Origin of the sequence: Nonomuraea maritima (assembly GCF_900100395.1) — a bacterium.
Taxonomy (GTDB): Bacteria; Actinomycetota; Actinomycetes; order Streptosporangiales; family Streptosporangiaceae; genus Nonomuraea; species Nonomuraea maritima.
In genome coordinates, this window is the sequence record NZ_FNFB01000017.1 from 110,367 (window position 1) to 136,684 (window position 26,318).

Consider the following 26,318-nt stretch of genomic DNA (forward strand, 5'->3'; position numbering starts at 1 on the left):
CATGAGCAGATCGACCCGTGAGCGGATCATCGACGAGGCCCTGCGGCTGTTCGCCGAGCGCGGGTACGCCGCCACGTCCGTGGCCGAGATCGAGGCCGCCTCCGGGCTGTCCCCCGGCGCAGGGGGCCTCTACCGGCACTTCAAGTCCAAGTACGAGGTGCTCGCCGCGGCGATCAACGAGCACGCCGCCCGCACCCGGGTCCAGGTTGCCGCGAGCCTCGCCGAGCTCAACGCCATGGAGTCGTCGGTGGCCCTCGAGGAGCGGCTCGCGCACGTGTGCCGCGCCGGGCTCGCGAAGGTCCGCGAGGAGTCGGAGCTCACCCGGGTCTTCTTCCGCGACCTGAGCCAGTTCCCCGAACTGGTCACCGTCGTACGCCAGGGGCTGCTCCAGCCGATGTTCGACGCCATCGTCACCTGGTTCCAGCGCCAGCCCGAGTACCGCGACGCCGACCTCGACTGGACGGGCGTCGCCGCCGTGCTCGGCGGCTCGGTGGTGCACTACCGGCTGTTCCAGGAGACGGTGGGCGAGATGCCGGGGTACGCGGAGAAGGACGCGTTCGTCGCCGCCTGGGTACGCCTGGCCGTCGGCCTGCTGCCTGCCCCCGCCCCGGTCAGCTGACGACGAGCAGCCGGTAGCCCAGCCAGACGACGCCGAGCACCGTACCGATCATGAACATCGTGCCGCTGACGTCGAAGAACTGTCTGACCAACTCCCCCAGCCCGGCGTCCGCCCCCACGCGGAGACCACCGACGATCACCCCGCCCGCCGTGTAGCCGACGATCGGCGCGCCGATCCCAACGATGCGTTCCCCCATCTGCCAGCTCTCGCCGAACAGCACCAGCACCGAGCCCGCCGCCCACACCACCAGCGGCACCGGGAAGATCGCCAGCGACGGCGGCTCGAACGGCACCAGCAGCGCCGCCACCACCAGGACCACGAGCGCCGCCACCTCGCGCGGATGCTCCATGACGAGGGTCCCGCCACCCGCGCCCCGCGAAACGCCCGCGGCCTGCACGACGCCCGCGGGCCGCGCCACCCCCGCCCCCCTCGCCACCGCGCCTCCGACGCGTGTGGGCGGCCACTCTCGCGTGGGCGGCCCCTCCAGCGTGGGCGGCCTTTCGCGTACGGGCCCCTTCGTGGGGACGCCCGCCTCGGCCAGCCTGCGTGCCTCGCGTTCGACCAGCGCCACCGGGTCGCCGAACCCGGCGAGCACCTTGGCCGTCTCGCGCAGGCTCTCCCGTCCGCGCCGCTCCTCCTCGATCCGGGCCCGCAGCCGCCGCGCGAAGGCGAGCCGCTGATCGGACCGGAGCACGCCGTGGGCGGCGTCCGCCGCCCTGGAGACGTAGTTCAGCACGAGCTGGTCCGCGCGCTCTGTCACGTCACGCAATGCTGCCTCAATCAGCTGGGACATACCATGGCAACGATGGAGTTCACGGAGTGGATCAGGGGACGCACCGACGCACAACTGCGGGCGCTCGTCTCCGCGCGGCCCGAGTTGATCACTCCGGTGCCCGCGCATCTGGAGGGTCTCGCGGCGCGCGCGGCGAGCCCTTCTGCGATCGGCAGGGTGCTCGACCGGCTCGACCGGTTCACACTGGCCGTCGTCGAGACGCTGGCCGTCCATGAAGGGCCGGTGCGGAAGGACGCGCTGCGCGCCCTCATGGGCGCGGCCCTCGACCCCGCCGACGATCCGGAGCCCGCGCTGTCGTCCGCTCTCGACCGGCTCGCCGACCTGGCCCTCGTGTACGGGCCCGACGACGCGCTCGAGCTCGGTCCCGGCGTGCGCAAGGTGCTCGACGACCCGGCCGGGCTCGGCCCGAAGGCCGTCGACGCGTTCCGGCACCACCCGCCCGAGCAGCTCGACGAGATGGCCGACGACGTCGCTCCCGGCACTGCGGGGTCCGGCAAGGAACGCCTCGCAGCCCTCCTCGCCGAGCCTGCCGCACTGGTCGAGTCGGTCTCGCCCGAGGCCAGGGCCGCCCTCGACCAGCTCACCTGGGGCCCGCCCACCGGACGCGTGCCGAATGCCCGCCGCGAGGTGCGCGTGGCCTCGGCCCGTTCGCCCATCGAGGAACTGCTCGCCCGCGGCCTGCTGGCCGCCACCGGCGAAGAGAGCGTGACGCTGCCCCGCGAGGTCGGCCTGCACCTGCGCGGCGGGCGGCTGCATCGCGACCTCGCGGCCGTGCCGCCGCCGCTGCGGGGCGCCGTACGCGACCAGAACCTCGCCGACCGCACCGCGGCCGGGCAGGCGTTCACGTTCGTACGGGCCGTCGAGGAGCTGTGCGAGCGCTGGAGCGCCGACCCGCCGGGCGTGCTGCGTACCGGAGGGCTCGGCGTCAGAGACCTCAAGCGCACGGCGTCCGAGCTCGACGTGCCTGAGTGGGTGGCGGCGCTCGTGGTCGAGGTGGCCCACGCGGCGGGGCTGGTCGCGGCGGGCGGCGGCGTCGACGGCGAGTGGCTGCCGACGTCCGGCTACGACCTGTGGCGGGTGCGGAGCACCGCCGACCGATGGGTGACGCTGGCGGCGACGTGGCTGCACACCGACCGGGTGCCCGGCCTGGTCGGCGAGCGCGACGAGCGCGACCGGCCGCTCAACGCCCTGCACACCGACCTGCGCCGGTCGTCCGCGCCGGGAGTCAGGACGGCCGCCCTGGCGGTGCTGGCCGCCGCGCCGGGGCTCGCGCCCGACCGCGACTCCGTGCTCGAACGGCTGTCGTGGGAGCAGCCGCGCCGCAGGGGCCCGCTGCGCGAGCGGCTCACCGAGTTCGCGCTGCGCGAGGCCGAGCAGATCGGCGTCACCGGGCTCGGCGCGCTGTCCGTGCACGGGCGGGCGCTGATCGAGGGCGGCGACCCCGCCGCGACACTCGCGCCGCTGCTGCCGGAGCCGGTCGACCACGTGCTGCTGCAGGCCGACCTCACGGCGGTGGCGCCTGGGCCGCTGACCAGCGAGCTCAACCGCTGGATGGCGCTCACCGCCGACGTCGAGTCCAAGGGCGGCGCCACCGTCTACCGATTCAGCGAGAGCTCGATCCGGCGGGCGCTCGACGCCGGTCACGGCGGTGAGGAGCTGGTCTCGATGCTGGCCCGCCACTCCGCCACGCCGATGCCGCAGGCGCTGTCGTACCTGGTGACCGACGTGGCGCGGCGGCACGGGCGCATCCGGGTGGGCACCGCGAGCGCGTACATCCGGTGCGACGACACCGCGCTGCTCGACCAGATCACCGCCGACCGGCGCTCCGCCGCGCTGCGGCTGCGCCGCCTCGCGCCGAACGTCATCGCCTCGCGTTCGTCCCGGACGGTGCTGATCGACACCCTGCGGGCCATGGGGTACGCCCCCGTCGCCGAGTCGCTCGACGGCGACGTGATCATCTCCCAGCTGGAGAGCCGCCGTACCGAAGGGGTGGCGCCCGTCCGCGCGGTGTCCTCGCCGAACGGGCTCGACCCCGAGGTGGCCACGGCCGCCGTGCGCGCGCTGCGCGCCGGCGACGCCGCGCACCTGGCGCGGCGCGAGCCGGTGGACGCCCCCGACGGGCAGGTGCCGCGCGGGCCCGCGACGGCCACCATCTCCGCCCTTCAGGACGCGATCAAACAGGGCGTACGGGTGTGGATCGGTTACCTCGACTCGCAGGGCAACGCCACCTCGCGCATCCTGGAGCCGGCCCGCATGGAGGGCGGCTACCTGACCGCGTACGACGAGACCCGAGCCGCGGTGCACCGCTTCGCCCTGCACCGCATCACTGGCGTCGCGGGCCTCTGATCAGCCGATCAGTCCCAGCGGAAGAAGACGGCTGCGACGAGTCCGCCGAGCACGATCGTGGCGGTGAGGCTGATCAGGTGCAGCGGTTCCGTCGGGACGCCGGCCCAGGCCGACTGCAGGACCTCGACACTGGCGCCGAACGGGAGCCATTCCCCCGCCCGCGCCAGCACGTCCGGCAAGGAGTCGCGACCGCCGAACAGCCCGCCGAGGGCGCCGACGGCGAAGAAGGCGACGAGCCCGATCGCCACGGCCGAGTTCGGGGTCGGCGCCACCGCGGCGACGATCATGCCGAGCGCGTACATCGCCGTCATGGCGAGCAGCGCGGCCCCGATCGTCGCGGCCGGACGCAGCGGGGGGTTCGCGTCGAACACCAGCAGGGCCACGGCGAACGCCGCCCCGATGCCGATGACCGTCTGCAGCAGGCTCACGACCACCTGGGCGATCAGCACCATGGCCGGCGAGGCCGGCGTGACCGAGAGGCGGCGCAGGATCCCGGAGCGCCGGTAGTACGCCAGGAAGCTCGGCATGTTGATGATCCCGATCGTGGCCATGACGATGGTGATCACCATGGGAAGGACGTAGACGTCCAGGGCGGTGCGGCCGTTGATCACTACCTCGCCGCCGGCCGCCGACGAGTTCATCATGAGGATCAGCAGCGGCAGCCCGATGGGCACGACGAGGCCGGCCGTGTCACGTACGACCATCTTCGTCTCGCATCGGATCAGGGTCAGCCACGAGCCGAGGCCCGGACGGCGGGCGATGACCGGGGAGCTCATGCGGATTCCTCCAGTTCCTTCCCCGAGAGGGCGACGAACGCCTCGTCGAGGTTCGCGGCTCCCGCGCGGGCGACCAGCCCGGCGGGTGTGTCGAGCGCGATGATCCGGCCGGCGTCGAGGAGGGCGACGCGGTCGCAGAGCCGCTCCACCTCCTCCATCGCGTGCGTCACGAGCACGACGGTGACGTTGTCGTCGCGGAGCTGCTCGACCGTGGCCCACACCTTTCTGCGCGCCCGCGGGTCGAGCCCGGTCGTGAGCTCGTCCAGGATCGCGACCCTGGGACGCCCGGCGAGGGCCAGCGCGATGGACAGCCGCTGCTGCTGGCCGCCGGAGAGCTTCTCGAACCGGGTCGTGCGTTGCGGGGTCAACCCCACGAGGTCCAGCAGTTCCCCGGCGGGTCGCGGATTCGGGTAGAAGCCGACGTACAGGTCGATGAGCTCGGCGACCGTCAGCGCATGGTGCAGATGCGCCTGCTGGAGCTGGACCCCCAGCACCTGGCGGACCTTCGCACGCTCGCGCCGCGGATCGAGGCCGAGCACGCGGACGTGTCCGCCGTCGGGCCTGCGCAGCCCCGCGATGATCTCCACCGTCGTCGTCTTGCCCGCCCCGTTGGTGCCGAGGACGCCGAAGATCTCGCCTGTCTCGACGCGCAGGCTCACGTCGTCCACCGCGAGCATGCCGCCGTAGCGCTTGCTGAGGTTCCGGACGTCGACCGCAGCGGGTTCACTTTCCATACGGACGACGTTAGGCAGGCCGACGGGGCGCCCGCCCGTGCCGAAGGTCAGGTCCTCCGCCCATGACTTTCGGCACCCGAGATGCCCGAATCGGAAGAGTTAGATTGATTCCGTGCGTCGACTCGGGCCGGAAGAGTGGTCGGGCGTGGCCATGTTCGTCGTGTCCGCCGTGGTCGGCAGCCCGGTCGTGCTGGGCGTGATCGAGACGTTCATCCCCCGGGCCTGGTGGATCGCGGTGTTCGCGGTGTACATCGTCGCGGTGTTCGTCGCGGGCGGCTCGCGTCATCCGCGATGGGTCCGGCACACCGCGTTCGCGACGCTGGTCGTGGCCGCGTGGGTGGTGGTGACGTCCGCGACGCTGCCCGGACTCCTGCCCGTGCTGCTGGTGGTCGCCGCCGCGATCAGCGTGTACGCCGTGCCCACGTGGGCCGGCATCGTCGTGGTGGCGCTCAACACCGTGGTGCTCGTCCTGGTCGTGCTGCGGACGGGTTACGGCGCCGCCGACGCGCTCCTCACGACCGGCTTCTACGCGCTCATCCAGGTGGCGACGTTGCTGAGCTCCCTGGCGAACCAAAGGGAGAAGCGGATGCGCGGGAAACTGACCGAGGCTCACGTCGAGCTGCAGGCCGCGAGCGTGCTGCTGTCGGAGTCGGCACGTACCGCCGAGCGGCTGCGGATCTCCCGCGACCTGCACGACCTCATCGGACACCAGCTCACCGTCCTCACCTTGGAGCTGGAGACGGCGCGTCACCGTGACGGGGAACGCGCCAGGGAGCATGTCGAGCGCGCCGGCCGGGTCGCCCGCGACCTCCTGGCCGACGTACGCGCCACCGTCGGCCGGATGCGCACCGAGTCCCCCGACCTCGAGGCGGCCCTGCGTCAGATCGTGCGCGACCTGCCAGGGCTCGAGGTGTCGATCGAGGTCGCGCCGGGCGTACGGGTCGGTGAGGAGACGACCGCCGCGCTCGTGCGAGCCGTACAGGAGGTCGTCACCAACACGATCCGGCACGCCGACGCACGCGAGCTGTGGATCGAGATCGCACCGGACGGCGACGCGGTACGCCTGACCGCCACCGACGACGGCCGCGGCGCCCTCGACCCGATCCTCGGCAACGGGCTGAGGGGACTGGTCGAGCGGTTCGAGGCGCTCGACGGCGACGTGCGCATCGACGGCCGGCGCGGCTTCCAGGTCATCGCCCGGGCGCCGGCGTCGTGACCCGCGTCGTGGTGGTCGACGACCAGACCCTCGTCCGGCAGGGCATCCGCAGCCTGCTGGAGATCGCCGAGGTCGACGTCGTCGGTGAGGCCGACGACGGGCGCGCGGCACTCGACGTCATCGCGTCCGCCACGCCGGACGTGGTGTTGCTCGACCTGAGAATGCCCCGGTACGACGGCATCTGGACCTTGCAGCGCCTCCGGGAGCTCGGCGTCGAGACGCCGGTCCTCGTCCTGACGACGTTCAACGACGACGTCCTCGTGCTGGAGGCGCTCAGGGCGGGCGCGCGCGGCTACCTGCTCAAGGACGTGACCCTGGAGCAGCTGACCCGCGCGGTGCGCACCCTGGCCGGCGGCGGCACGCTCATCGCCCCCTCGATCACCGACCGGCTGCTGCGCGCCATCCGCTCCGGGCCGTCACCGTCCGGCGCGCCGCCGGGACAGGAGCTCACCGAACGGGAGCTGGAGGTGCTGCGGCTCGTGGCCGAGGGCTACAGCAATCGCGAGATCGCCGGCGCGCTGTTCCTGGCCGAAGGCACGGTGAAGAACCATGTCTCCACGATCCTGCTCAAACTCGACGCCCGCGACCGTACCAACGCCGTACTCCGCGCGCTGCACGAAGGCATCCTGCCCTGACCGGAACGCTCGCACGTGTGCACCGCTTCGCCCTGCACCGCATCACCGGCGTCGCTGGCCTCTGAGTCCTGCTTCTCCGCAGAGCCGGTATCCCACGATTTATCGGGCTATCGTGAGATCTTGCACACCCCAGCCCCCTGAAGGTGGACGTGAGCCAGGAACCCCCTTACATCCCCTACGGCGCGCCCTACGGCGAGCAGCCGCCCCCTGGACACGGCTACGGCCCGCCTCCGCCCCCGCGCGACGGAGGACCAACGGCCCAGGCCATCGTCGCGCTCGTGCTCAACCTGCTGTCCGTCGTCGGCTGCTGCAACATCTTCGGAGTGGGCGGAGCGGTCCTCGCCGTCCTGGCGCTCCAGAGGGCCACGACGCAGCCGCAGACGGCCCGCGGCCTGCTGGTCGGCAGCTGGGCGATCTTCGGCCTCGGCCTCCTGGTGATGGCCACCCTGTTCGTCTTCCTGGGTGTCACCGGCCGCCTCGACGACTGACCGCGGACTAATCACGGCCGCGCCGTTGTTGGAGAGTCGAAGCGGGAGAGCCGGGATCGGGAGACGATGGTCCTGTTGCGCAAGGCCCCGCACAGACCCCACGGAGACATGCCAGTGAGCGACGGACCGCTGATCGTCCAATCGGACAAGACGCTGCTGCTCGAGGTTGACCACGAGCGAGCCGACGCGTGCCGCAAGGCGATCGCGCCGTTCGCCGAGCTCGAGCGCGCTCCCGAACACGTCCACACCTACCGCGTCACCCCGCTCGCGCTGTGGAACGCCCGTGCCGCGGGCCACGACGCCGAGCAGGTCATCGACGCGCTGATCGGCTACAGCCGCTATCCGGTGCCGCACGCCCTGCTCGTCGACATCGCCGAGACCATGGCGCGGTACGGCCGGTTGCGCCTGGAGAAGCACCCCGTCCACGGCCTCGTCCTGACCTCCATCGACCGGGCCGTGCTGGCGGAGGTGCTGCGTTCCAAGAAGATCCAGCCGATGCTGGGCGACCGGCTCGGCGACGACTCGGTCGTCGTGCATCCGAGCGACCGCGGCAACGTCAAGCAGGCCCTGCTCAAGCTGGGCTGGCCCGCCGAAGACCTGGCCGGTTACGTCGACGGCGAGCACCACCCGATCAAGCTGCTGGAAGAGGGCTGGTCGCTGCGCCCCTACCAGCGCGAGGCGTCCGACGCGTTCTGGAACGGCGGCTCCGGCGTCGTCGTGCTGCCGTGCGGCGCGGGCAAGACGATCGTCGGCGCGGCCGCGATGGCGCACGCCCAGGCCACCACGCTCATCATGGTGACCAACACGGTCTCGGCCCACCAGTGGAAGACCGAGCTGCTCAAGCGCACGTCCCTCACCGAGGACGAGATCGGCGAGTACTCCGGCACGAAGAAGGAGATCCGCCCGGTCACCATCGCGACGTACCAGGTGATGACCACCCGCCGCAAAGGCGTCTACAGCCACCTCGAGCTGTTCGACGCCCGCGACTGGGGCCTGATCGTCTACGACGAGGTCCACCTGCTCCCCGCGCCGATCTTCCGGATGACCGCCGACCTCCAGGCCCGCCGCCGCGTCGGCCTGACCGCGACGCTGGTACGCGAGGACGGCCGCGAGGGCGACGTGTTCTCGCTGATCGGCCCCAAGCGCTACGACGCGCCCTGGAAGGAGATGGAGAACCAGGGCTGGATCGCGCCCGCCGACTGCGTCGAGGTGCGGGTGACGCTGACCGACGACGAGCGTCTGGCGTACGCGATGGCCGAGGCCGAGGAGCGCTACCGCTTCTGCGCCACCACGCCGTCGAAGACCCGCGTCACCGAGGCGCTGGTACGCCGCCACCTCGGCGAGCAGGTCCTGGTGATCGGCCAGTACATCGACCAGCTCGACGAGCTGGGCGAGCACCTCAACGCGCCGGTGATCAAGGGCGACACCCGGATCAAGGAGCGCGAACGCCTCTACCAGGCCTTCCGCGACAAGGAGATCCAGGTGCTGGTGGTGTCGAAGGTGGCCAACTTCTCCATCGACCTGCCCGAGGCCGCCGTCGCGATCCAGGTGTCGGGCACGTTCGGGTCACGCCAGGAGGAGGCGCAGCGGCTCGGACGGGTGCTGCGGCCGAAGTCCGACGGCGGGGGCGCGCGGTTCTACACGGTCGTCAGCCGCGACACGGTCGACCAGGAGTTCGCCGCCCACCGCCAGCGGTTCCTGGCCGAGCAGGGGTACGCGTACCAGATCATCGACGCCGACGACGTGGCGAACGAGGCCTGAGGCCGAACGCCCGGCTACCGGAAAGCCGAACGCCCGGCCGCTCGCGCCGAGCGGCCGGGCGTCCGTCGTGCTTTCAGGTCCACGAGACTCCGCGGGTCGAAGACAATCCAACCACCCCCCTCACCTGCGTACTATCACGCCGCCTGCGACATACCCCCATGATCCGCCAAACCCACCTGATATGCCCGAATTTTTCGGTATTTCCATGATGTAACCAGCATGATGATCTGTCGGATATGTGATCACACAGGTCAGCGCACCACCATGCCCCCGACGAACAACACGCCCTCCGCCACGACCCAGGCCAGCATGCCCGCGCTGATCGTCCGGATGAACGCGCGCCGGTCGCGCCGCGAGGACGGCAACAGCCACGCGCCCGCCGAGCACGCGGCCGCCACGACGGCGAAGAACCCCGACACGCCCGCCACGGTGCCGAGCCGCTGCGAGCACGTCGCCTCCCCGCCCTCGCAGAACGCCTGCAACCCCCATCCGGCGAACACCAACAGCGCCCAGAGCATCGCGAGCAGGAAACTCGCGATCGTCGGGATGACCGGCGAGAAACCGAGCTGGACCCGCACCACCTCCTCGGTGTACCCAACACGCGCTCGGTAAATGCTTTGGAGCGTCCTCGAAGTGGCGATTAAACTGACGGATTCGCTACCAGGACCACCACCTCCGTCTACCTCCGGGAGGCCCTTCCGCATGCCCGCACACCAGCTGGCACCCGACATACCCTCCGGCGTACTCGCCGCCGAGCAGGCCCATCTGGCCGCGTCCAGAGCCGCGCTCACGGCCATGCGCGAGCACGCGCGTTCGCTCTCCGCCGACGCGGCCGGCGACTGGGTCTCGCAGCAGATCCTCCAGTCGCTGCTCGACCAGCGGGTGGCCGCGCTCGCCGACCACCCCGACACCCCGCTGTTCTTCGGCCGGCTCGACCGTGAAGCCGACGACGAGTTGCCCGGCATCATCTACGTCGGCCGCCGCCACGTGCACGACGGACACAGCAAGCCGCTGGTCGTCGACTGGCGCGCGCCGGTGTCCCGCGCGTTCTACCAGGCCAGCCCGGCCGACCCGATGAACGTCGTACGCCGGCGCCGCTTCGGCTACCACGGCGGCGCGCTCACCGCGTACGAGGACGAGCCCCTGGGCCAGGGCGTCGAGCTCGGCCCCTCGAAGATCCTCACGGACGAGATCGAACGCCCCCGTACGGGCCCCATGCGCGACATCGTCGCCACCATCCAGCCCGACCAGGACGAGATCGTCCGCTCCACGCTGACCCAGACGGTGTGCGTGCAGGGCGCGCCCGGCACCGGGAAGACCGCCGTGGGCCTGCACCGCGCCGCCTACCTGCTGTTCACGCACCGCGAGCGGCTGGCCAGGGCCGGCGTCATGATCGTGGGCCCCAACCGGGCCTTCCTGTCCTACATCTCCTCCGTGCTGCCCGCGCTCGGCGAGGTCAAGGTCGACCAGACCACGGTTGCCGGGATGCTCGGCGACCACGCGGCGCCGGAAGACGCGCTCGTCGCGGCGGTGAAGGGCGACGCCCGGATGGCCGCGGTGCTCGAGCGCGCGCTGTGGATGCACATCGTCAAGCCGGAGGAGGGCGTCGTCTTCACGAAGGGCGCCTACCGCTTCAGGGTCGCCGACCACGAGGTGCGCGAGATCGTCGCCTCGCTGCGCGGCACCACGCGCTACAACCCGGGCCGGGCGGCGCTCGCGCAGCGGCTGGCGCACATGGTGCTGGTCCGGATGGAGCAGCGCGGCGAGTCGCCCGACGACCGGGTCCAGGACGCGGTGGCGCGGTCGAAGCCCGTCCGGCAACTGGTGGACGCGGTGTGGCCGAAGCTGGTGCCCGAGCAGGTGCTCTACCGGCTGCTGTCGGACCCGGAGTTCCTCGCCAAGGCCGCCAAGTCCGACTTGTCGCCTGACGAGCAGGAAATGCTGATCTGGCGGAAGCCGTACCGGAGCTGGAAATCCGCCAAGTGGACGGCCGCCGACGCCGCCCTCCTCGACGAGCTGCGCGACCTCATGGAACGCACGCCGTCCCTCGGTCACCTCGTCGTGGACGAGGCCCAAGACCTCTCCGAGATGCAGCTGCGCGCGCTCGGCCGGCGCTGCCGCAACGGCTCGGCCACCGTGCTCGGCGACCTCGCCCAGGGCACGACCGCCTGGTCGACCAGCTCGTGGGAGTCGGTGCTGCACCACCTGGGCCAGCGCGAGGGCGCGGTGACGGAGCTGACGCTCGGCTTCCGCGTGCCGCGCGAGGTGCTCGACTACGCCGCCCGGCTGCTCCCGTCCATCGCCCCAGGCCTCGCCGCGCCGCGCTCGCTGCGCCCGGGCGCCGGCTCGCTCACCGTACGCGCCGGCGGCTCGGTGGCGGTGGCCGCGAAGGAGGCGCTGGAACGCGAGGGCTCCATCGGCGTGATCGTTCCGGACGCGCGGGTCGCCGAGGTCTCGGCGGCGCTGGCCGACCTGCCCCACGCGGTGCTCGACCCCGACTCCGCCGAGGACCACCGCCTGCTCGTCGTCCCCGCGACCCTCGCCAAGGGCCTGGAGTACGACCACGTCATCGTCGTCGAACCAGCCGACATCGTCGAGGCCGAACCCCGCGGCCTGGCCCGCCTCTACGTCGTCCTGACGCGAGCGGTCACCACCCTCACGGTGCTGCACGACAAGCCGCTGCCCACCATGCTGACCGAGTGAGATCGGGCGGGCGCGGCCGATTCTAGGATGGCGGGGCAAGCAGCTCTCACCCTAGGAGGACGCCGTGCCCGCACCCCTTCCCCACGAACATCTCCCGTCGGTCCCCTCGCTCACCGTCGAAAGTGACGACGTCCGCGACGGCGAGACGCTGAGCGACCTCCACGTCTTCAACGACTGGGGCATGACAGGCCAGAACCAGTCGCCCCACCTGCGCTGGTCGGGCGCCCCCGAGGGCACCCGAGGCTACGCCGTCACCTGCTTCGACCCCGACGCCCCGACGGGCAGCGGATTCTGGCACTGGGTGCTGTTCGACCTGCCGGCCTCGGTGACCGAGCTGCCCACGGGCGCGGGCACCGGCCCCGACTTCAAGGGCCTGCCCGAGGACGCCACGCACGCCCGCAACGACTACGGCATCAAGGCGTACGGCGGCTCGGCCCCGCCCCCCGGTGACCCGCACCGCTACGTGTTCACGGTGCACGCCCTGGGCGTCGACAAGCTCGGCGTCGACAGCGACGCCAGCCCCGCGGTGGTGGGCTTCAACATCACCGCCAACACCCTGGCCCGCGGCCACATCATCGGCCACTACGGCGTCTGACCGCCCCACCTCGGACGGCGCGCAGCGTCGCTGGGACGTGCGTGTGGCGCTCCCGTCGGCGCCCAGCGCCGCCGGACCCCGGGCGCCATGGCGTCCGAAAACAGAAACGGCCCGGAGAGATCCGGGCCGTTCTTGTTTGAGCTTTGCCGCGAAGGACTTAGAAGTCCATGTCGCCGCCGCCCGGCATGGCCGGAGCAGCGGCGTTCTTCTCGGGCTTCTCGGCGATGACAGCCTCGGTGGTGAGGAAGAGCGCCGCGATGGAAGCGGCGTTCTGCAGCGCGGAGCGCGTCACCTTGGCCGGGTCGAGGATGCCGGAGTCGAACATGTTGACGTACTCGCCCGTGGCGGCGTTGAGGCCCTCACCCGGGGTGAGGTTGCGCACGCGCTCGACCACGACGCCGCCCTCGAGGCCGGCGTTGACGGCGATCTGCTTCAGCGGCTCCTCGAGCGCCTTGCGGACGATCGCGGCACCGGTGGCCTCGTCACCCTGGAGCTCGAGCTTGTCGAACGCCTTGGCGCCGGCCTGCAGCAGCGCGACACCACCGCCGGGGACGATGCCCTCCTCGACGGCCGCCTTCGCGTTGCGAACGGCGTCCTCGATGCGGTGCTTGCGCTCCTTGAGCTCGACCTCGGTCGCGGCACCCGCCTTGATGACGGCGACGCCACCGGCGAGCTTGGCCAGGCGCTCCTGGAGCTTCTCGCGGTCGTAGTCGGAGTCGGTGCGCTCGATCTCGGCGCGGATCTCGCTGACCCGGCCGGCGATCTGCTCGGCGTCACCGGCGCCGTCGACGATGGTGGTCTCGTCCTTGGTGACGACCACCTTGCGGGCGCGGCCCAGCAGGTCGAGGGTGGCGGTCTCGAGCTTGAGGCCGACCTCCTCGGCGATGACCTGACCGCCGGTCAGGATCGCGATGTCGTTCAGCATCGCCTTGCGGCGGTCGCCGAAGCCCGGGGCCTTGACGGCCACGGAGCGGAACAGGCCGCGGATCTTGTTGACGACCAGGGTGGCCAGGGCCTCGCCCTCGACGTCCTCAGCGATGATCAGCAGCGGCTTGCCCGACTGGACGACCTTGTCGAGCAGCGGCAGCAGGTCCTTGTTGGCGGAGACCTTGCTGTTGACGATCAGGATGTACGGGTCCTCGAGGACCGCTTCCATGCGGTCGGAGTCGGTGACGAAGTACATCGACGTCATGCCCTTGTCGAAGCGCATACCCTCGGTGAGCTCGAGCTCGAGGCCGAAGGTGTTGCTCTCCTCGACGGTGATGACGCCTTCCTTGCCGACCTTGTCCATCGCCTCGGCGATGAGAGCGCCGATCTCAGGGTCGGCGGCGGAGATGGAGGCGGTGGAAGCGATCTGCTCCTTGGTCTCCACATCCTTGGCCAGCTTGGAGAGCTCCTCGCTGACGCGCTCGACGGCGGCCTCGATGCCCTTCTTCAGGGCCATCGGGTTGGCGCCGGCGGCGACGTTGCGCAGGCCCTCGCGCACCAGAGCCTGGGCGAGCACGGTGGCGGTCGTGGTGCCGTCGCCGGCGACGTCGTCAGTCTTCTTGGCGACTTCCTTGACCAGCTCGGCGCCGATCTTCTCCCACGGGTCCTCGAGCTCGATCTCCTTGGCGATGGAGACACCGTCGTTGGTGATCGTGGGAGCGCCCCACTTCTTCTCCAGCACGACGTTACGGCCCTTGGGGCCGAGGGTCACCTTCACGGCGTCAGCGAGCTGGTTCATGCCGCGCTCGAGACCGCGCCGGGCGTCCTCGTCAAACGCGATCATCTTGGCTGCCATAAGGCTAGACCTCCCAGATGCAGGGTGGCTTGTGTGGACCGAGCCGACGCCCGCGACGGCATGGGTCAGCATCTCCGTTCGGCAGACCCCATCGTCTCGATCCCTGCTGGCACTCGACAGCGTCGAGTGCCAACGAACTGTTTAGCACTCTACCCTGCCGAGTGCAAGCGAACACCACCCCGCCCGAGGTTCCCCCCCAGGTCAGCGAGTCTGTACGGCGAGCCGCCCGGCGGCCCGCCGTACCAGAGTCAGGTGAGACAAAGAGTGGCGGCTCGCACGGACTGCGCTCCCGTACGAGCCCGCCCCGCGACGACCGGCGGCCGCCGATCAGACCATGCGGACGGACTCCGCCTGCGGCCCCTTCTGACCTTGCGAGATCTCGAACTCGACGCGCTGACCCTGCTCGAGAGACCGGTACCCGTCCATCAGGATCGCTGAGTAATGGACGAATACATCCTTTCCACCGTCTACCGCGATGAAGCCGTAGCCCTTGTCCGCGTTGAACCACTTGACGGTGCCCTGCGCCACTTCCGACTCCTCTTACTTGTCTCCCAGATCTCGCCCATTCCTCCGCGGGACCTGCAATCGTCCGACTTAACGGAAAATCAGCCGAGACGATCGCCCTCGACCATACCTGTGGCACAGGGTTTGGCAACAGAGTCAATCTGCGAACTCTTTATTCCTACAGAGACACTCGTTCAAGTTTAAATGAGGGAGAAAAGCGGAAGGCGCCCACAAGGGGCGCCTTCCTGTTGCGGAGTCCTGTCGCGCTCAGCCGCCGGCGACCGCCGGGATGATGGAGATCTGCACGCCCTCAGGCGCGGGAGTGTCCAGTCCGTCCACGAAACGGACGTCCTCTTCCCCCACGTAAACGTTCACAAAACGTCGAATTTTGCCCGATTCATCGAGAATGCGCGCGCCGATGCCCGGGTAGTCGGAGTCGAGCTTGGCGAGCACGTCGCGAAGTGTCGCGCCCTCGCTGCTGACCTCCGCGTTTCCCTCCGTGTACGTGCGCAGAATGGTGGGAATCCGCACAGAAACGCTCATGGTTGAACTTGCCTTTCCTGGTTGTCAGACAGTCGCGCGGTACGCGTCGAGAGAGGGCTTGATCACGGCCGTGGGTTCGGCGTCGTCGCTGATCGCGTCGAGCGTCTTCAGGCCGTCGCCGGTGTTGAGCACCACGGTGAGCGCCTCTGGGTCGAGCTGTCCGGTCTCGGTGAGTTTCTTCAGCACGCCGACCGTCACGCCGCCCGCCGTCTCGGCGAAGACGCCCTCGGTCGAGGCGAGCAGCTTGATCGCGCGCACGATCTCGGCGTCGGTGACGTCCTCGACCGCACCGCCGGTGCGCCGCGCGATGTCCAGCACGTACGGCCCGTCGGCCGGGTTGCCGATGGCCAGCGACTTGGCGATGGTGTCGGGCTTGACCGGCTGCACGACGTCGTGCCCCGCCTTGTACGCGGTCGACACCGGCGAGCACCCCTGGGCCTGCGCCCCGAAGATCTTGTACGGGGTGTCCTCCACCAGGCCCAGCGCGATCAGCTCCTTGAAGCCCTTGTCGATCTTCGTGAGCTGGGAGCCGGAGGCGATGGGGATGATGATCTGCTCAGGCAGCCGCCAGCCCAGCTGCTCGGCGATCTCGTACGCCAGCGTCTTGGATCCCTCGGCGTAGTACGGCCGCAGGTTGACGTTGACGAAGCCCCACTTGTCGCCCATCGGGTCGCCGATCAGCTCGGAGCAGAACCGGTTGACGTCGTCGTAGGTGCCCTCGATGCCGATGAGCCGCCCGCCGAACACGCGGGCCATGGCGATCTTGGCCTTCTCCAGGTTGGCCGGGATGAACACGCATGCCTCCAGGCCCGCCCGCGCCGCCGCGGCCGTGACCGCGCCCGCCAGGTTGCCCGTGGAGGAGCAGGAGAGGGTGTGGAAGCCGAAATTGCGCGCCGCCTCGACGGCCATCGCGACCACCCGGTCCTTGAAGGAGTGGGTGGGATTGCCCGAGTCGTCCTTCACGTAGAGGGACTTGATGCCCAGCGTCCGCCCGAGGTTGCCGGCCTTGACCAGGCGGGTCCAGCCGGGGTTCATGTTGGGCTTGCTGGTCACGTCGGCAGGGACGGGGAGCAGCGCCCGGTAACGCCAGATGCTGGCGGGGCCGGATTCGATGTCGGCCCGCGTCACTTCCCCGAATTCGTAGGCCGCCTCGAGCGGCCCGAAACACTCCTCGCACGCGAACACGGGGCCGAGGGGATAACGCGCGCCGCACTCACGGCAGGACAGAGCGACAGCAGGACCAAAGTCAAGCGACATGAAGCGAGGCCTTCCCTCATCTTCGCCCACGGCCACCTTGACCGCGAACCGGAATTGGCACCTTGTCCCGGTCGGCCTCGCCAGGTCGCGAGTCACAAGCCGGGAGGGTTGCCGGGGCTTCGCTGGGCCGGTCCCTCCACCCCTCTGGATGAGCAATATGAAGTTGTTGAGAAGGACTGTACCCGCTCAAGTGGCAGGAATGAGCACCCGTCTCACCATGCGGAATGATCTGTCTCAGCGATAGTCCTCGCCGAGCACCCCCTGCACGTACTTGCGGGCCTGATGGATGCGGGACTTCGCGGTGCCGAGCGGGATGCCGAGCTGGTCGGCCACCTCGCTGTAGTCGAGCTGGACGATGTCGCGCAGCACCAGCGCCTGCGCGAGGTCGGGCTTGTCGGCCTCCAGCGCCTCCATCGCGTCGAGCAGGTCGAGCCGCGAGCCGGCGATCACGCTGACCCGGCGCACGTCGGGCTTCTGCATGGGCAGCTCGTCGGAACTCTGCTCGGCCGCCCGCCGCTTGAGCGACCGGTACGTCGTCCGCGCGCAGTTGGCCGTGACGATGTGCAGCCAGGTGCTGAACCTGGCCCGCCCCTCGAAGCGCCCGATGTTGCGGGCCACGGCCAGCAGGGTGTCCTGGGCCGCCTCCTCGGCGTCCTGGTGGTACGGCAGGATCCGGGCGCAGTGGCGCAGCACGTCGGGCTCGATCCGGGCCAGGAGCTCCCCGAGCGCGCGGTGATCCCCGGCGGCTGCGGAGCGGGCGAGTTCCTCGGTTAGCTCATCAAGCGCCATAGCTGGGATCCTAGATCGAAGGGAGCCAGGTTGACTCCCTCCTCCCGGAGAAGGAATCCCAACCCTCCCCCTCATTGCCCGGTTTCCTTGGAGGTAGTCGATGAACAGTGTCCTGGTGGCCTCCAACAGAGGGCCGGTCTCCTTCACCGTCTCCGACGGCGGCGAGCTGACGATGAGACGCGGCGGCGGAGGCCTCGTCTCCGGGCTGTCCGGCGTGGCCAAGGACGACGGCGTGCTGTGGGTCTGCGCCGCCCTGTCCGACGGCGACCGCAGCGCCGTACGCCAGGCTCCAGGGGGACGGGTCGACCAGGCCGGCTACGACACCGGGCCGGTGCGGATGCTCGACATCGCGCCGGCCACCTTCCACCGCGCCTACAACGCCGTGGCCAACTCCACCCTCTGGTTCGTCAACCACCTGCTTTACGACATCCCCAACGCGCCCAGCTTCGGCACGAAGTTCGCGCGCGAGTGGGAGTCGTACCGCGACTACAACGGCGCGTTCGCGCTCGCGCTGGCCGAGGAGGCCGGGCACGGGGCCCGCGTGATGGTGCAGGACTACCACCTGACGCTGACCCCGGCGATGCTCCGCGCCGAGCGTCCTGACCTGCGTATCTCCCACTTCAGCCACACCCCGTGGGCGCCGCCCGAGTACTTCTCGCTGCTGCCCGACGAGGTGGCCGGCGAGGTGCTGGAGGGGGTGCTCGGCGCCGACCACGCCGGGTTCCTCACCGACCGGTGGGCGCAGGCGTTCATGGACTGCTGCGAGCGGCTGCTGGGCGCCGACGTCGACCGCGCCGCGCGCACGGTCACCCACCGGGACCGTACGACCCGCATCGGCGTGCACCCCCTCGGCGTCGACGGCCAGGCGCTCCGGCGGCGGGCGGCCGAACCCGACGTCGAGTCGCACATGGCGGCGCTGCGCGAGCAGGTGGGCGAGCGCAAGCTGATCGTCCGCATCGACCGTACGGAGCTGTCGAAGAACATCGTGCGCGGGCTCGTGGCCTACGGCGAGTTCCTCGCGGCCCACCCCGAATGGCACGGGCGCGTCGTCCACCTCGCCTTCGCCTACCCGAGCCGGCACGACCTGCCCGAATACCGCGAGTACACCGCGTCGGTGCAGCGCTGCGCCCAGGAGATCGAGGACGCCTACGCCACCGAGGACTGGGACCCGCTGATCCTCAACGTCGACGACGACTATCCGCGCTCGCTGGCCGCGTACCGGATGGCCGACGTGCTGCTGGTCAACCCGATCCGCGACGGCATGAACCTGGTCGCCAAGGAGGGGCCGGTGCTGTCGCCGCGCTGCGCGCTGGTGCTGTCGCGGGAGGCGGGCGCGGCGGCCGAGCTCGGGCCCGACGCGCTGCTCGTCAACCCGTACGACATCACCGGCACCGCTGACGCCCTGCACCGCGCACTGATCATGCCGGAGGACGAACGACGCACCCGCCGCGACCGCCTCCACGCCGCCGCCACCGCCCTGCCTCCACGCGAATGGCTGACCACCCAACTCGACGCCCTCACCTGACGAAGCCACCCACCTCACCACCGCCGGGCCACCCTCGGGTTCCGGCAGCCGGCGCGAGCGCGCCCCACCGCCCCTCGAAGCACCGGGGCCGGTCCTGAGCCTGGACGGGTGCAGGATCCTCACCGCCCGTCGGAGCGGCCAGGTCCGTTTCGGGGGTGGGCGGGTGGGGTGTGGGTGTTTAGCATGGGAGGTCTCTGTCTCGCCCTCAGGGGGTTGCCGGGTGACGTCGGTCCTGCCGCGTGTTCGACTTGTCAGAGACCGGCCGACCTGGCTCGTCTACCTGCTGCTCGCCACGTTCGCGAGCTTTGTGTACGCGTTGAGCGCGGCGGTGCCGCTGCTGCGGGCCGATCAGGGCACCTCGGCCACCGTCGCCGGGCTGCACGGCACCGCCATGGCCCTCGGCACCGTCGCGGCCGGCCTCGCGCTCCCCGCGCTCACCCGCCGGCTGGGCCGACGCGTGACGACCTGGACGGGCATGGCCGGCATGAACGTCGGCGTGCTCATGGTCCTGTCGACCGACGCCCTGGCCGTGACGCTGCTGGGCTACGCGGTCTCCGGCGGCTTCGGCGCGTTCATGCTCTACACGGCCATGGCCGCGCTCAGCGACCACCACGGCCCGCAGGGCGCGGCGGCGCTCAGCGAGGCCAACGCGGTCGGCGTCCTGGCCGGCATGGGGGTGACGTTCGTCCTGAGCATGGTCGCCCAGTCCGCCCTCGGCTGGCGTGCGGCGCTGGTGGTCACCCCCGTCGCCAGTGTGGTGCTCGCGCTCACGATGGGACGGGTCTGGCCCGCCGCACGCCCCCGGGCGGCGGACGTCGCGGCGGCCCCTGCGGGGCGGCCGGGATGGCGCTTCTACATGGCGGGCCTGGTGTTGTTCTGCTGCGTGGCGCTGGAGTTCACGTTCAACCTGTGGGCGGCCGAGCTGTTCTCCGTCCGTACGGGTGTGAGCCCGGCCGCGGCGGCCACGGGGTTGACGGCGTTCACCGGCGGCCTGGCGGCGGGCCGGTTCGCCGGGGCGCAGCTGGCGCTCCGGCTGCCACCCGCGCCGCTGTTCACCGGGGCGCTCGCGACGGCCTGCGCCGGCTGGCTGGTGTTCTGGCTCAGCACCGTGCCCGTGCTGTCGTTCGCCGGGCTGGCGCTGTGCGGGGTCGGCGCGGCGCTGCACTTCCCGCTGGCGATGACCGGGCTGATCGCCGGGTCGGGCGGCCGGACCGACCTCGCGGCGGCGGCCTCGCCGATCTGGGCGGGCGCGGCCATCGCGGTCGGCCCGCTGGCACTCGGCGCACTCTCCGACGGGTTCGGCACCGTCACCGCGTTCCTGATGGTTCCAGTCCTCATCGGCCTGGCCGTCACCGGGGTGCTCGCCTCCGCCCGCCGCGGCTGAGCACGCCGTACGGGATCAGGGGTGGCTGAAGACCGAGGCCAGTTCGGCGAGCAGTGCCACAACGCCGTCGGGCCCGTCGACGACGATGTCGGCCTGTTCGGCCAGCGCGACCACCTCCGTGGAGCCGCTGCACACGGTCACCCCTGGCAGCCCGGACCCGCGAACAGCCTCGAAGGCGGCCAGGTCACCGAGGTCGTCACCCGCGAACAGGACCGACCGCGCCCCCCGCTCGGCCAGGAAGAGGCCGAGCGCGTGCCCTTTGTCCATGCCGGGCGCCCGCAGCTCAAGCACCATCCGGCCGGGCTCGATCACGAGACCGTGTTCACCGGCCAGCTTCGTGAGCGGCTCACGCAACGCCGCCAGCGCGCCGTCGGGGTCGGCGGCCCGCCGGGTGTGCACGGCCACGGACCGGCCCTTGTCCTCGACGGTCACCCCGTCGAGGCGGAGCGAGCCGATCAGCAGCGGCAGCTCGGCCTTGACGTGCGGCATCCCCGGCGGTGGCGGCGGCGCGGTGACGCGTCCGTCCTCCCAGCGTTCGAAGCCGTAGTGACCGAGGACGACGAGCCGCGGCACCTCGGCGAGCCCAGGGCCGAGCTCCAGAACGGTCGCCGGAGGCCGGCCGGTCACGATGACGACCGAGAGCCCGTGGGAGGCGAGCTCGGCCAGGACCTCGGGGGCCTTGGGGTGGATCGCCGCCCTGGCCGGGTCGGGCACGATCGGCGCCAGGGTGCCGTCGAAGTCGAGCCCGATCACCGCGCCCGACGGGTCGTTCAGTATCGCTTCCATTCCAGGGAAGTTCTTCACCCGGCACCCTTTACCCAGCCGGTCAGGGACGCATGCCCAGGTTTCGCGCCGCGCGGTCGCGCTGGCGGGTGGCCCGTAACCGGCGCAGCCGCTTGACCAGCATGGGGTCGTGCTGCAACGCCTCAGGACGGTCGATGAGCCCGCCGAGCAGCTGGTAGTAGCGGGTGGCCGAGATGCCGAAGGTCTCCTTGATGGCCTGCTCCTTGGCGCCCGCCTGACGCCACCAGTGACGCTCGAAGGCGAGGAGCTCGATCTCGCGTGGGGACAGGGCGGGTTCGTCGGGAGTTCCCATGGTGTCCTCCTCACAAGGAACGCGCGCCCGCCCATCGTAATGTGCGGGGGTCAGGTTGTTGACGACGGATACCGAGACGTACAGTCACGAAGTGTGACCTCTGTCATCACGCTCCTCACCGACTACGGTCTCGAGGACGGTTACGTGGCCGCCTGCCACGGGGTGATCGCCAGGATCGCCCCCGAGGCGCGGGTGATCGACGTGTGCCATCTGATCCCCGCCGGTGACGTACGCCGCGGCGCGGCTGTTCTCGCCCAGACGATCCCTTACCTGCCCGAGGGCGTCCACATCGGCGTCGTCGATCCCGGCACGGGCGGCTCCCGGCGCGCGGTGGCGATCGAGGCGGGTGGCCGGGTCTTCATCGGCCCCGACAACGGCCTGCTGTCGTGGGCCCTGCACGCCTGCGGCGGCGCGCGGACGGCGTACGAGATCTCCAACGAGGAGCTCTTCCTGCGGCCGGTCTCGCCCACCTTCCCGGGCCGCGACGTGCTCGCGCCGGTCGCGGCGCGGCTGTACGGCGGGCTGCGGACGGCCGAGCTGGGGCCTGAGATACCGGTGTCCCGCCTCGTCACGCTGCCCGAGCCGACCTCGGTGCTGCGCGACGGCTCGGTGGAGGGCGAGGTGGTCTCGGTCGACCGCTACGGCAACGCGCAGCTGTCGATCACGGCAGGCGACGTGCGGGCGCTGGGCGTGCGGGTGGGCGACACGCTGGTGGTGTGGCTGGGGCGGCGGCAGCTGACGCTGCCGTACCGGGAGACGTACGCGGCCGTGCCGCCCGGCGAGCTGGTGGCGTTCGCCGACTCGGCGGGGCTGGTCGCGATCGCGGTCAACTCGGGGGACGCGGCGGAGCGGCTGGGACTGCCGCCCGGTGCACATGTCCGACTTTCACCCATCGACTAGACAAATAGGAACTACTCCGCGTATCGGGCTGTTTACTGAAGCGTCGGATTGACTGGCCGGTCGCATGTCAGAATGCACGCACTGATCGGGCGCCCCCTCCCCCGGTTCGAGGTCCCTGTGCGTAACCTCCCTGTCGTCCTGCTCGTCCTGCTCTCCACGATCTGGCCACCCGTGCCGGAGCTGCCTCCGCCCCGGCCGACGTCGCGCGTCTTCCCCCCTGCGATCCCCGGCGTCAGCCCGTCGGGCGCGCGCATCTCGTACGTGCTGGCCGGGATCGCCCCCGAGGCGCCCTGCCGGGAGGCGTTCCAGCCGGCCGCCGTCCCGCCCGGCTGCCGTACGACCCTGCGCGCCACGTACGCCGACAGCACCCAGACGTTCGTCGTCACCGTGGGCGTCGCGGTGCTCGACGGCCCTCGGACCGGGCCGCGCGAGCGGCGCGACACCGGGCGGCCCGCGACCGTGCGGCCCGTTCCCTTCCCCGGCGGCCCTGCCGAGCGGTTCGGCCAGCGCCAGTACGTCACCGGCGCCGTCGCCGCCTGCCCGCGTGGCTGCATGGTGGCGACCGCCGCGGGCTACGCCGACGGGCGGACGTACCAGCCGGGTGACCAGATCCTGCCGCGGCTGCGCTTCGCCGCCCGGCACCTGGCCGCCGCCCTGCACCGGACGCTGAGCGCATGAGGGGTGTCCTCGCCGCTCTCCTGGCGGCCGGGCTGACCCTGGTGACCGGGGCCGCGGGCCCGCAGGACGACGTGGGCGAGGCCGCGCGGGCCGGACAGTGGCAGCTCGCCGCGCTGCGCCTGCCGGAGGCGTGGCGCACGGCCACAGGCGAGGGTGTCCTCGTCGCCGTCCTCGACACCGGCGTCGACGCCCGCCACCCCGACCTGCGCGGCACCGTGATCCAGGGCCCCGACCTGACCCGCGCGGGCAAGGGCCCGCGCGCACGGCACGGCACCGCCATGGCCAGCCTCATCGCCGGACGCGGGCACGGCGAGAACCATCGCAGCGGCGTCCTCGGCGTGGCGCCCGCCGCGAAGGTGCTGTCGGTGCGCGTCACGCTGGAGAACGGCGACCCGCGCCGCGGCCGCCGCCACCTCGGCCGCGACGCCCTCGCGAAGGGCATCCGGTACGCCGCCGACCACGGCGCCGACGTGATCAGCATGTCGCTCGGCGGCGGCAGCGGCTCCTGGGAGGGCTCCGCCTCGGAGGAGGAGGCCGTCCAGTACGCCATCGGCAAGGGCTGCGTGCTGGTCGCGTCCGCGGGCAACGACGGCGCCTCCACCAACCGCAAGAACTTCCCTGCCGCCTACCCCGGCGTGATCGCCGTCGGCGCGGTCGACCGGCGGCTCAAGGTGGCCCCGTTCTCCAACCGGCAGCACTACGTGTCGGTCGTCGCGCCGGGCGCCGACATCGTCACGGCCGACCCTGGGGAGTCGTACGTGGTGAGCGACGGCACCAGCTCGGCGGCGGCCATGGTCGCGGGCGTCGCGGCGCTGATCCGCGCGGCCCATCCCGGCATGTCGCCGTACCACGTACGCATGGCCATCGAGCTCGGCACCCGGCGGCGGCCCGCCGACGGCTACAGCCCCGCCTACGGCCATGGGGTCGTCAGCGCGGCGGGCGCGCTGCGCGAGGCCGCCCGGCTGGACGCCACCGCGCGCGGCGCGGCCCGAGCCGGCACCGCACCCGCCTCCAGGACGCCGGTCGTCGCCGCCATGGTGGGGCTGGCGCTCGCGATGTCCGCGCGGGTCCTGCTGCGCCGCCGACGCCGGCCCTAGACACGCGACGGGCCCCCGGGGACGATCCCCCGGGGGCCCGAACTAACGGGGTCAGCCCGCGTGCACCACGTCGTGGGTCTCCGCGAAGTGGCAGGCGCTCATGTGCGCCGTACCCGGCCTGATCTGCAGCAGCGGCTCCTCCTTGGCGCAGATCTCCTGCGCCTTCCAGCACCGCGTACGGAACCGGCAGCCGCTCGGCGGGTTCGCCGGCGACGGCGGGTCGCCCTGCAGGATGATCCGCTCCCGCTGCTCGCGGCCCTCGGGGTCGGGCACCGGCACCGCCGACAGCAGCGCCTGCGTGTACGGGTGCGCCGGCCGGTCGTAGATCTCGGCGTCCTTGCCCAGCTCGACGAACTTGCCGAGGTACATCACGCCCACCCGGTCGGAGATGTGGCGCACCACCGACAGGTCGTGGGCGATGAAGATGTAGGCCAGGCCGAACTCGTCCTGCAGCCGCCCGAGCAGGTTGATCACCTGCGCCTGGATCGACACGTCGAGCGCGGAGACCGGCTCGTCGCAGACGATGACCTCCGGCTGCAGCGCCAGGCCGCGCGCGATGCCGATGCGCTGCCGCTGGCCGCCCGAGAACTGGTGGGGGTAGCGGTTGATGTGGTCGGGGTTGAGCCCGACGACCTCGAGCAGCTCCTGCACCTTCTTGCGGCGGTCGCCCTTCGGCGCGACGTCCGTGTGGATCTCGAACGGCTCACCGATGATGTCGCCGACCGTCATCCGGGGGTTGAGCGAGGTGTACGGGTCCTGCATCACCATCTGGATGTTGCGGCGCATGCGCTTGAGCTCGCCGCCCCTGGCCTTGGAGATGTCCCGGCCGCCGATCCGCACCGAGCCGGACGTCGGCTGCTCCAGCGCCATGAGCACCTTCGCGAGCGTGGACTTGCCGCAGCCCGACTCGCCCACGATGCCGAGCGTCTCGCCCTTCCTCAGGTCGAACGAGACGCCGTCGACGGCCTTGATGGCCCCGATCTGCTTCTTGTAGAGGATGCCCTGGGTCAGCGGGAAGTGCTTGACCAGGTCGCGTACCTCGAGCACCGGCTCACTGCCGCTCGCCATCGAGGACCTCCCTCCAGTAGTGGCAGGCGCTGCCGCGCGTGCCGCTGATCTCGTAGAGCGGGGGGGTGTCGGTCACGCAGTTCTCCTGCCGGTACGGGCACCGGGGGTGGAACGCGCAACCTGTCGGCATCGACAGCAGGTTGGGCGGCAGGCCCTTGATCGCGTACAGCTCCTGGCCCTTCTGGTCGACCCTCGGGATCGAGTCCAGCAGACCCTTCGTGTACGGATGCGCGGGCGCCTTGTAGATGTCGTGGACCGGCGCGTTCTCGACGATGCGGCCGCCGTACATGACCGCGATCTTGTCGGCCACGTCGGCCACCACGCCGAGGTCGTGCGTGATCAGGATGAGGCCCATCTGGCTCTCGCGCTGCAGCTCGGCCAGCAGCTCCATGATCTGCGCCTGCACGGTCACGTCGAGCGCCGTGGTGGGCTCGTCGGCGATCAGCACCTCGGGGTCGAGCGCGATCGACATGGCGATCATGATGCGCTGCCGCATGCCGCCGGAGAACTGGTGCGGGTAGTCGTGCACCCGCTGCTTGGCGGCCGGGATGCGGACGCGGTCCATGAGCTCGACCGCCTTCTTCATGGCGGCGCCCTTGGACATGCCCCGGTGCACCCGGAACATCTCGCTGATCTGCCAGCCCACGGTGAACACCGGGTTGAGCGCGGACAGCGCGTCCTGGAAGATCATCGCGATGCGCTCGCCACGCACCTGCGTGCGGTCGCGCTCCGACAGCTTGAGGACGTCGGTGCCCTTGAAGCGGATCTCCCCCTTGGGGATGACCGCCGGCGGCATGTCGAGGATGCCCATGATGGCCTGGGCCGTCACCGACTTGCCCGAACCCGACTCGCCCAGCACCGCGAGCGTCTCACCGGCGCGGACCGTGTAGCTCACGCCGTTGACCGCGCGTACCACGCCGGCCCTCGTGTGGAACTCCACGTGCAGGTCGTCCACGGCCAGCAGCGGTTCGTTGCCCGACCCTCCCCCGGCGGGCAACACGTCTGCGGACGTCTTCTTCACGTGATCA

Annotated in this window: 26 protein-coding genes and 1 riboswitch; of the genes, 13 read left to right on the plus strand and 13 right to left on the minus strand. The window is 71.1% G+C overall.

What is annotated here, in order from left to right; all coding sequences use genetic code 11:
• The first annotated feature begins 1 nt into the window (after window position 1).
• Entirely contained in the window at window positions 2-619 is a 618-nt protein-coding gene (locus BLR04_RS24810) for a TetR/AcrR family transcriptional regulator (protein ID WP_090769558.1), read from the plus strand.
• On the opposite strand, the gene BLR04_RS24815 is transcribed toward BLR04_RS24810, so the two are convergent.
• A complete protein-coding gene (locus BLR04_RS24815; protein WP_143022180.1) occupies window positions 612-1,379 on the minus strand; it encodes a hypothetical protein in 768 nt (255 codons plus the stop codon). The two genes, BLR04_RS24810 and BLR04_RS24815, sit on opposite strands and share 8 nt — an antisense overlap.
• 45 nt (window positions 1,380-1,424) lie before the next feature.
• Here BLR04_RS24815 and BLR04_RS24820 point away from each other — a divergent pair, with 45 nt between their 5' ends.
• Complete coding sequence (locus BLR04_RS24820) at window positions 1,425-3,758, plus strand: helicase-associated domain-containing protein (protein ID WP_090769562.1); 2,334 nt, start codon at window positions 1,425-1,427, stop codon at window positions 3,756-3,758.
• A gap of 8 nt (window positions 3,759-3,766) precedes the next feature.
• Here BLR04_RS24820 and BLR04_RS24825 read toward each other — a convergent pair whose 3' ends face one another.
• Both BLR04_RS24825 and BLR04_RS24830 read right to left on the minus strand, forming a co-directional pair.
• Complete coding sequence (locus tag BLR04_RS24825; protein WP_090769566.1) at window positions 3,767-4,534, minus strand: ABC transporter permease; 768 nt, start codon at window positions 4,532-4,534, stop codon at window positions 3,767-3,769.
• A complete protein-coding gene (locus BLR04_RS24830) occupies window positions 4,531-5,268 on the minus strand; it encodes an ABC transporter ATP-binding protein (protein ID WP_090769568.1) in 738 nt (245 codons plus the stop codon). Before BLR04_RS24830 ends, BLR04_RS24825 begins: the two co-directional genes overlap by 4 nt.
• Window positions 5,269-5,380: 112 nt before the next feature.
• Here BLR04_RS24830 and BLR04_RS24835 point away from each other — a divergent pair, with 112 nt between their 5' ends.
• From BLR04_RS24835 to BLR04_RS24850, 4 genes are all read left to right on the plus strand, one after another.
• Entirely contained in the window at window positions 5,381-6,484 is a 1,104-nt protein-coding gene (locus BLR04_RS24835) for a sensor histidine kinase (protein WP_218129144.1), read from the plus strand.
• Window positions 6,481-7,119: a response regulator gene (locus BLR04_RS24840; RefSeq protein WP_090769569.1), complete on the plus strand. Its 639-nt coding sequence runs from the start codon at window positions 6,481-6,483 to the stop codon at window positions 7,117-7,119. The genes BLR04_RS24835 and BLR04_RS24840 overlap by 4 nt, the downstream gene beginning before the upstream one ends.
• Window positions 7,120-7,268: 149 nt before the next feature.
• Complete coding sequence (locus tag BLR04_RS24845) at window positions 7,269-7,607, plus strand: hypothetical protein (RefSeq protein ID WP_143022181.1); 339 nt, start codon at window positions 7,269-7,271, stop codon at window positions 7,605-7,607.
• Between the two features lie 108 nt (window positions 7,608-7,715).
• On the plus strand, window positions 7,716-9,368 hold the full coding sequence (locus BLR04_RS24850; RefSeq protein ID WP_090769573.1) for a DNA repair helicase XPB: 1,653 nt from the start codon (window positions 7,716-7,718) through the stop codon (window positions 9,366-9,368).
• Between the two features lie 251 nt (window positions 9,369-9,619).
• Here the strand turns inward: BLR04_RS24850 and BLR04_RS24855 are convergent, their stop codons facing one another.
• Window positions 9,620-9,949, minus strand: a complete 330-nt coding sequence (locus BLR04_RS24855; RefSeq protein WP_143022182.1) for a hypothetical protein — start codon at window positions 9,947-9,949, stop codon at window positions 9,620-9,622.
• A 121-nt stretch (window positions 9,950-10,070) separates the two neighbouring features.
• Between BLR04_RS24855 and BLR04_RS24860 the strand changes: the two genes are divergently transcribed.
• On the plus strand, window positions 10,071-12,071 hold the full coding sequence (locus BLR04_RS24860) for a HelD family protein (protein ID WP_090769577.1): 2,001 nt from the start codon (window positions 10,071-10,073) through the stop codon (window positions 12,069-12,071).
• A gap of 64 nt (window positions 12,072-12,135) precedes the next feature.
• Entirely contained in the window at window positions 12,136-12,666 is a 531-nt protein-coding gene (locus BLR04_RS24865) for a YbhB/YbcL family Raf kinase inhibitor-like protein (RefSeq protein ID WP_090769579.1), read from the plus strand.
• 157 nt (window positions 12,667-12,823) lie between these two features.
• Here the strand turns inward: BLR04_RS24865 and groL are convergent, their stop codons facing one another.
• From groL to BLR04_RS24890, 5 genes are all read right to left on the minus strand, one after another.
• Window positions 12,824-14,449 (minus strand): chaperonin GroEL, encoded by a 1,626-nt coding sequence (gene groL / locus BLR04_RS24870; protein ID WP_090769581.1) that lies wholly within the window; start codon window positions 14,447-14,449, stop codon window positions 12,824-12,826.
• A gap of 327 nt (window positions 14,450-14,776) precedes the next feature.
• Window positions 14,777-14,977: a cold-shock protein gene (locus tag BLR04_RS24875; protein WP_090769583.1), complete on the minus strand. Its 201-nt coding sequence runs from the start codon at window positions 14,975-14,977 to the stop codon at window positions 14,777-14,779.
• 243 nt (window positions 14,978-15,220) lie between these two features.
• Complete coding sequence (locus tag BLR04_RS24880) at window positions 15,221-15,496, minus strand: MoaD/ThiS family protein (RefSeq protein ID WP_090769585.1); 276 nt, start codon at window positions 15,494-15,496, stop codon at window positions 15,221-15,223.
• 24 nt (window positions 15,497-15,520) lie between these two features.
• Window positions 15,521-16,753, minus strand: a complete 1,233-nt coding sequence (thrC, locus tag BLR04_RS24885) for a threonine synthase (protein WP_090769587.1) — start codon at window positions 16,751-16,753, stop codon at window positions 15,521-15,523.
• 13 nt (window positions 16,754-16,766) lie between these two features.
• A riboswitch (SAM riboswitch) is annotated at window positions 16,767-16,908 on the minus strand.
• Window positions 16,909-16,987: 79 nt separating this feature from the next.
• On the minus strand, window positions 16,988-17,542 hold the full coding sequence (locus BLR04_RS24890; RefSeq protein WP_090769590.1) for an RNA polymerase sigma factor: 555 nt from the start codon (window positions 17,540-17,542) through the stop codon (window positions 16,988-16,990).
• A gap of 100 nt (window positions 17,543-17,642) precedes the next feature.
• Here BLR04_RS24890 and BLR04_RS24895 point away from each other — a divergent pair, with 100 nt between their 5' ends.
• The gene (locus tag BLR04_RS24895) at window positions 17,643-19,067 is read left to right on the plus strand and encodes an alpha,alpha-trehalose-phosphate synthase (UDP-forming) (protein WP_090769592.1); all 1,425 of its coding nucleotides are present in this window, start codon (window positions 17,643-17,645) and stop codon (window positions 19,065-19,067) included.
• Between the two features lie 220 nt (window positions 19,068-19,287).
• Window positions 19,288-20,451 (plus strand): MFS transporter, encoded by a 1,164-nt coding sequence (locus BLR04_RS24900; protein WP_143022183.1) that lies wholly within the window; start codon window positions 19,288-19,290, stop codon window positions 20,449-20,451.
• Between the two features lie 15 nt (window positions 20,452-20,466).
• Here BLR04_RS24900 and otsB read toward each other — a convergent pair whose 3' ends face one another.
• Both otsB and BLR04_RS24910 read right to left on the minus strand, forming a co-directional pair.
• Window positions 20,467-21,237, minus strand: a complete 771-nt coding sequence (gene otsB / locus BLR04_RS24905) for a trehalose-phosphatase (protein ID WP_090769597.1) — start codon at window positions 21,235-21,237, stop codon at window positions 20,467-20,469.
• 40 nt (window positions 21,238-21,277) lie between these two features.
• On the minus strand, window positions 21,278-21,547 hold the full coding sequence (locus BLR04_RS24910; RefSeq protein WP_090769599.1) for a DUF3263 domain-containing protein: 270 nt from the start codon (window positions 21,545-21,547) through the stop codon (window positions 21,278-21,280).
• A gap of 93 nt (window positions 21,548-21,640) precedes the next feature.
• Here BLR04_RS24910 and BLR04_RS24915 point away from each other — a divergent pair, with 93 nt between their 5' ends.
• From BLR04_RS24915 to BLR04_RS24925, 3 genes are all read left to right on the plus strand, one after another.
• On the plus strand, window positions 21,641-22,447 hold the full coding sequence (locus tag BLR04_RS24915; protein WP_245740479.1) for an SAM hydrolase/SAM-dependent halogenase family protein: 807 nt from the start codon (window positions 21,641-21,643) through the stop codon (window positions 22,445-22,447).
• Between the two features lie 117 nt (window positions 22,448-22,564).
• Window positions 22,565-23,125, plus strand: coding sequence for a hypothetical protein (locus tag BLR04_RS24920; protein WP_143022184.1), 561 nt, complete (start codon window positions 22,565-22,567; stop codon window positions 23,123-23,125).
• Window positions 23,122-24,222, plus strand: coding sequence for a S8 family serine peptidase (locus BLR04_RS24925; RefSeq protein ID WP_090769605.1), 1,101 nt, complete (start codon window positions 23,122-23,124; stop codon window positions 24,220-24,222). Before BLR04_RS24920 ends, BLR04_RS24925 begins: the two co-directional genes overlap by 4 nt.
• Before the next feature lie 51 nt (window positions 24,223-24,273).
• Here BLR04_RS24925 and BLR04_RS24930 read toward each other — a convergent pair whose 3' ends face one another.
• Together BLR04_RS24930 and BLR04_RS24935 are read right to left on the minus strand one after the other, a co-directional pair.
• The gene (locus BLR04_RS24930; protein ID WP_090769607.1) at window positions 24,274-25,290 is read right to left on the minus strand and encodes an ABC transporter ATP-binding protein; all 1,017 of its coding nucleotides are present in this window, start codon (window positions 25,288-25,290) and stop codon (window positions 24,274-24,276) included.
• On the minus strand, window positions 25,274-26,311 hold the full coding sequence (locus tag BLR04_RS24935; protein ID WP_090769609.1) for an ABC transporter ATP-binding protein: 1,038 nt from the start codon (window positions 26,309-26,311) through the stop codon (window positions 25,274-25,276). The genes BLR04_RS24930 and BLR04_RS24935 overlap by 17 nt, the downstream gene beginning before the upstream one ends.
• Window positions 26,312-26,318 lie beyond the last annotated feature (7 nt).

Excerpts from the sequence above, each read along its gene's own strand:
- BLR04_RS24890 (WP_090769590.1), bottom strand. The coding sequence starts at position 17,542 with ATGGCGCTTGATGAGCTAACCGAGGAACTCGCCCGCTCCGCAGCCGCC.
- groL (WP_090769581.1), bottom strand. The coding sequence starts at position 14,449 with ATGGCAGCCAAGATGATCGCGTTTGACGAGGACGCCCGGCGCGGTCTC.
- BLR04_RS24820 (WP_090769562.1), top strand. The coding sequence starts at position 1,425 with ATGGAGTTCACGGAGTGGATCAGGGGACGCACCGACGCACAACTGCGG.
- BLR04_RS24930 (WP_090769607.1), bottom strand. The coding sequence starts at position 25,290 with ATGGCGAGCGGCAGTGAGCCGGTGCTCGAGGTACGCGACCTGGTCAAG.
- BLR04_RS24910 (WP_090769599.1), bottom strand. The coding sequence starts at position 21,547 with ATGGGAACTCCCGACGAACCCGCCCTGTCCCCACGCGAGATCGAGCTC.
- otsB (WP_090769597.1), bottom strand. The coding sequence starts at position 21,237 with ATGGAAGCGATACTGAACGACCCGTCGGGCGCGGTGATCGGGCTCGAC.
- BLR04_RS24860 (WP_090769577.1), top strand. The coding sequence starts at position 10,071 with ATGCCCGCACACCAGCTGGCACCCGACATACCCTCCGGCGTACTCGCC.
- BLR04_RS24895 (WP_090769592.1), top strand. The coding sequence starts at position 17,643 with ATGAACAGTGTCCTGGTGGCCTCCAACAGAGGGCCGGTCTCCTTCACC.
- BLR04_RS24830 (WP_090769568.1), bottom strand. The coding sequence starts at position 5,268 with ATGGAAAGTGAACCCGCTGCGGTCGACGTCCGGAACCTCAGCAAGCGC.
- BLR04_RS24810 (WP_090769558.1), top strand. The coding sequence starts at position 2 with ATGAGCAGATCGACCCGTGAGCGGATCATCGACGAGGCCCTGCGGCTG.
- BLR04_RS24825 (WP_090769566.1), bottom strand. The coding sequence starts at position 4,534 with ATGAGCTCCCCGGTCATCGCCCGCCGTCCGGGCCTCGGCTCGTGGCTG.
- BLR04_RS24925 (WP_090769605.1), top strand. The coding sequence starts at position 23,122 with ATGAGGGGTGTCCTCGCCGCTCTCCTGGCGGCCGGGCTGACCCTGGTG.
- BLR04_RS24850 (WP_090769573.1), top strand. The coding sequence starts at position 7,716 with ATGCCAGTGAGCGACGGACCGCTGATCGTCCAATCGGACAAGACGCTG.
- thrC (WP_090769587.1), bottom strand. The coding sequence starts at position 16,753 with ATGTCGCTTGACTTTGGTCCTGCTGTCGCTCTGTCCTGCCGTGAGTGC.
- BLR04_RS24880 (WP_090769585.1), bottom strand. The coding sequence starts at position 15,496 with ATGAGCGTTTCTGTGCGGATTCCCACCATTCTGCGCACGTACACGGAG.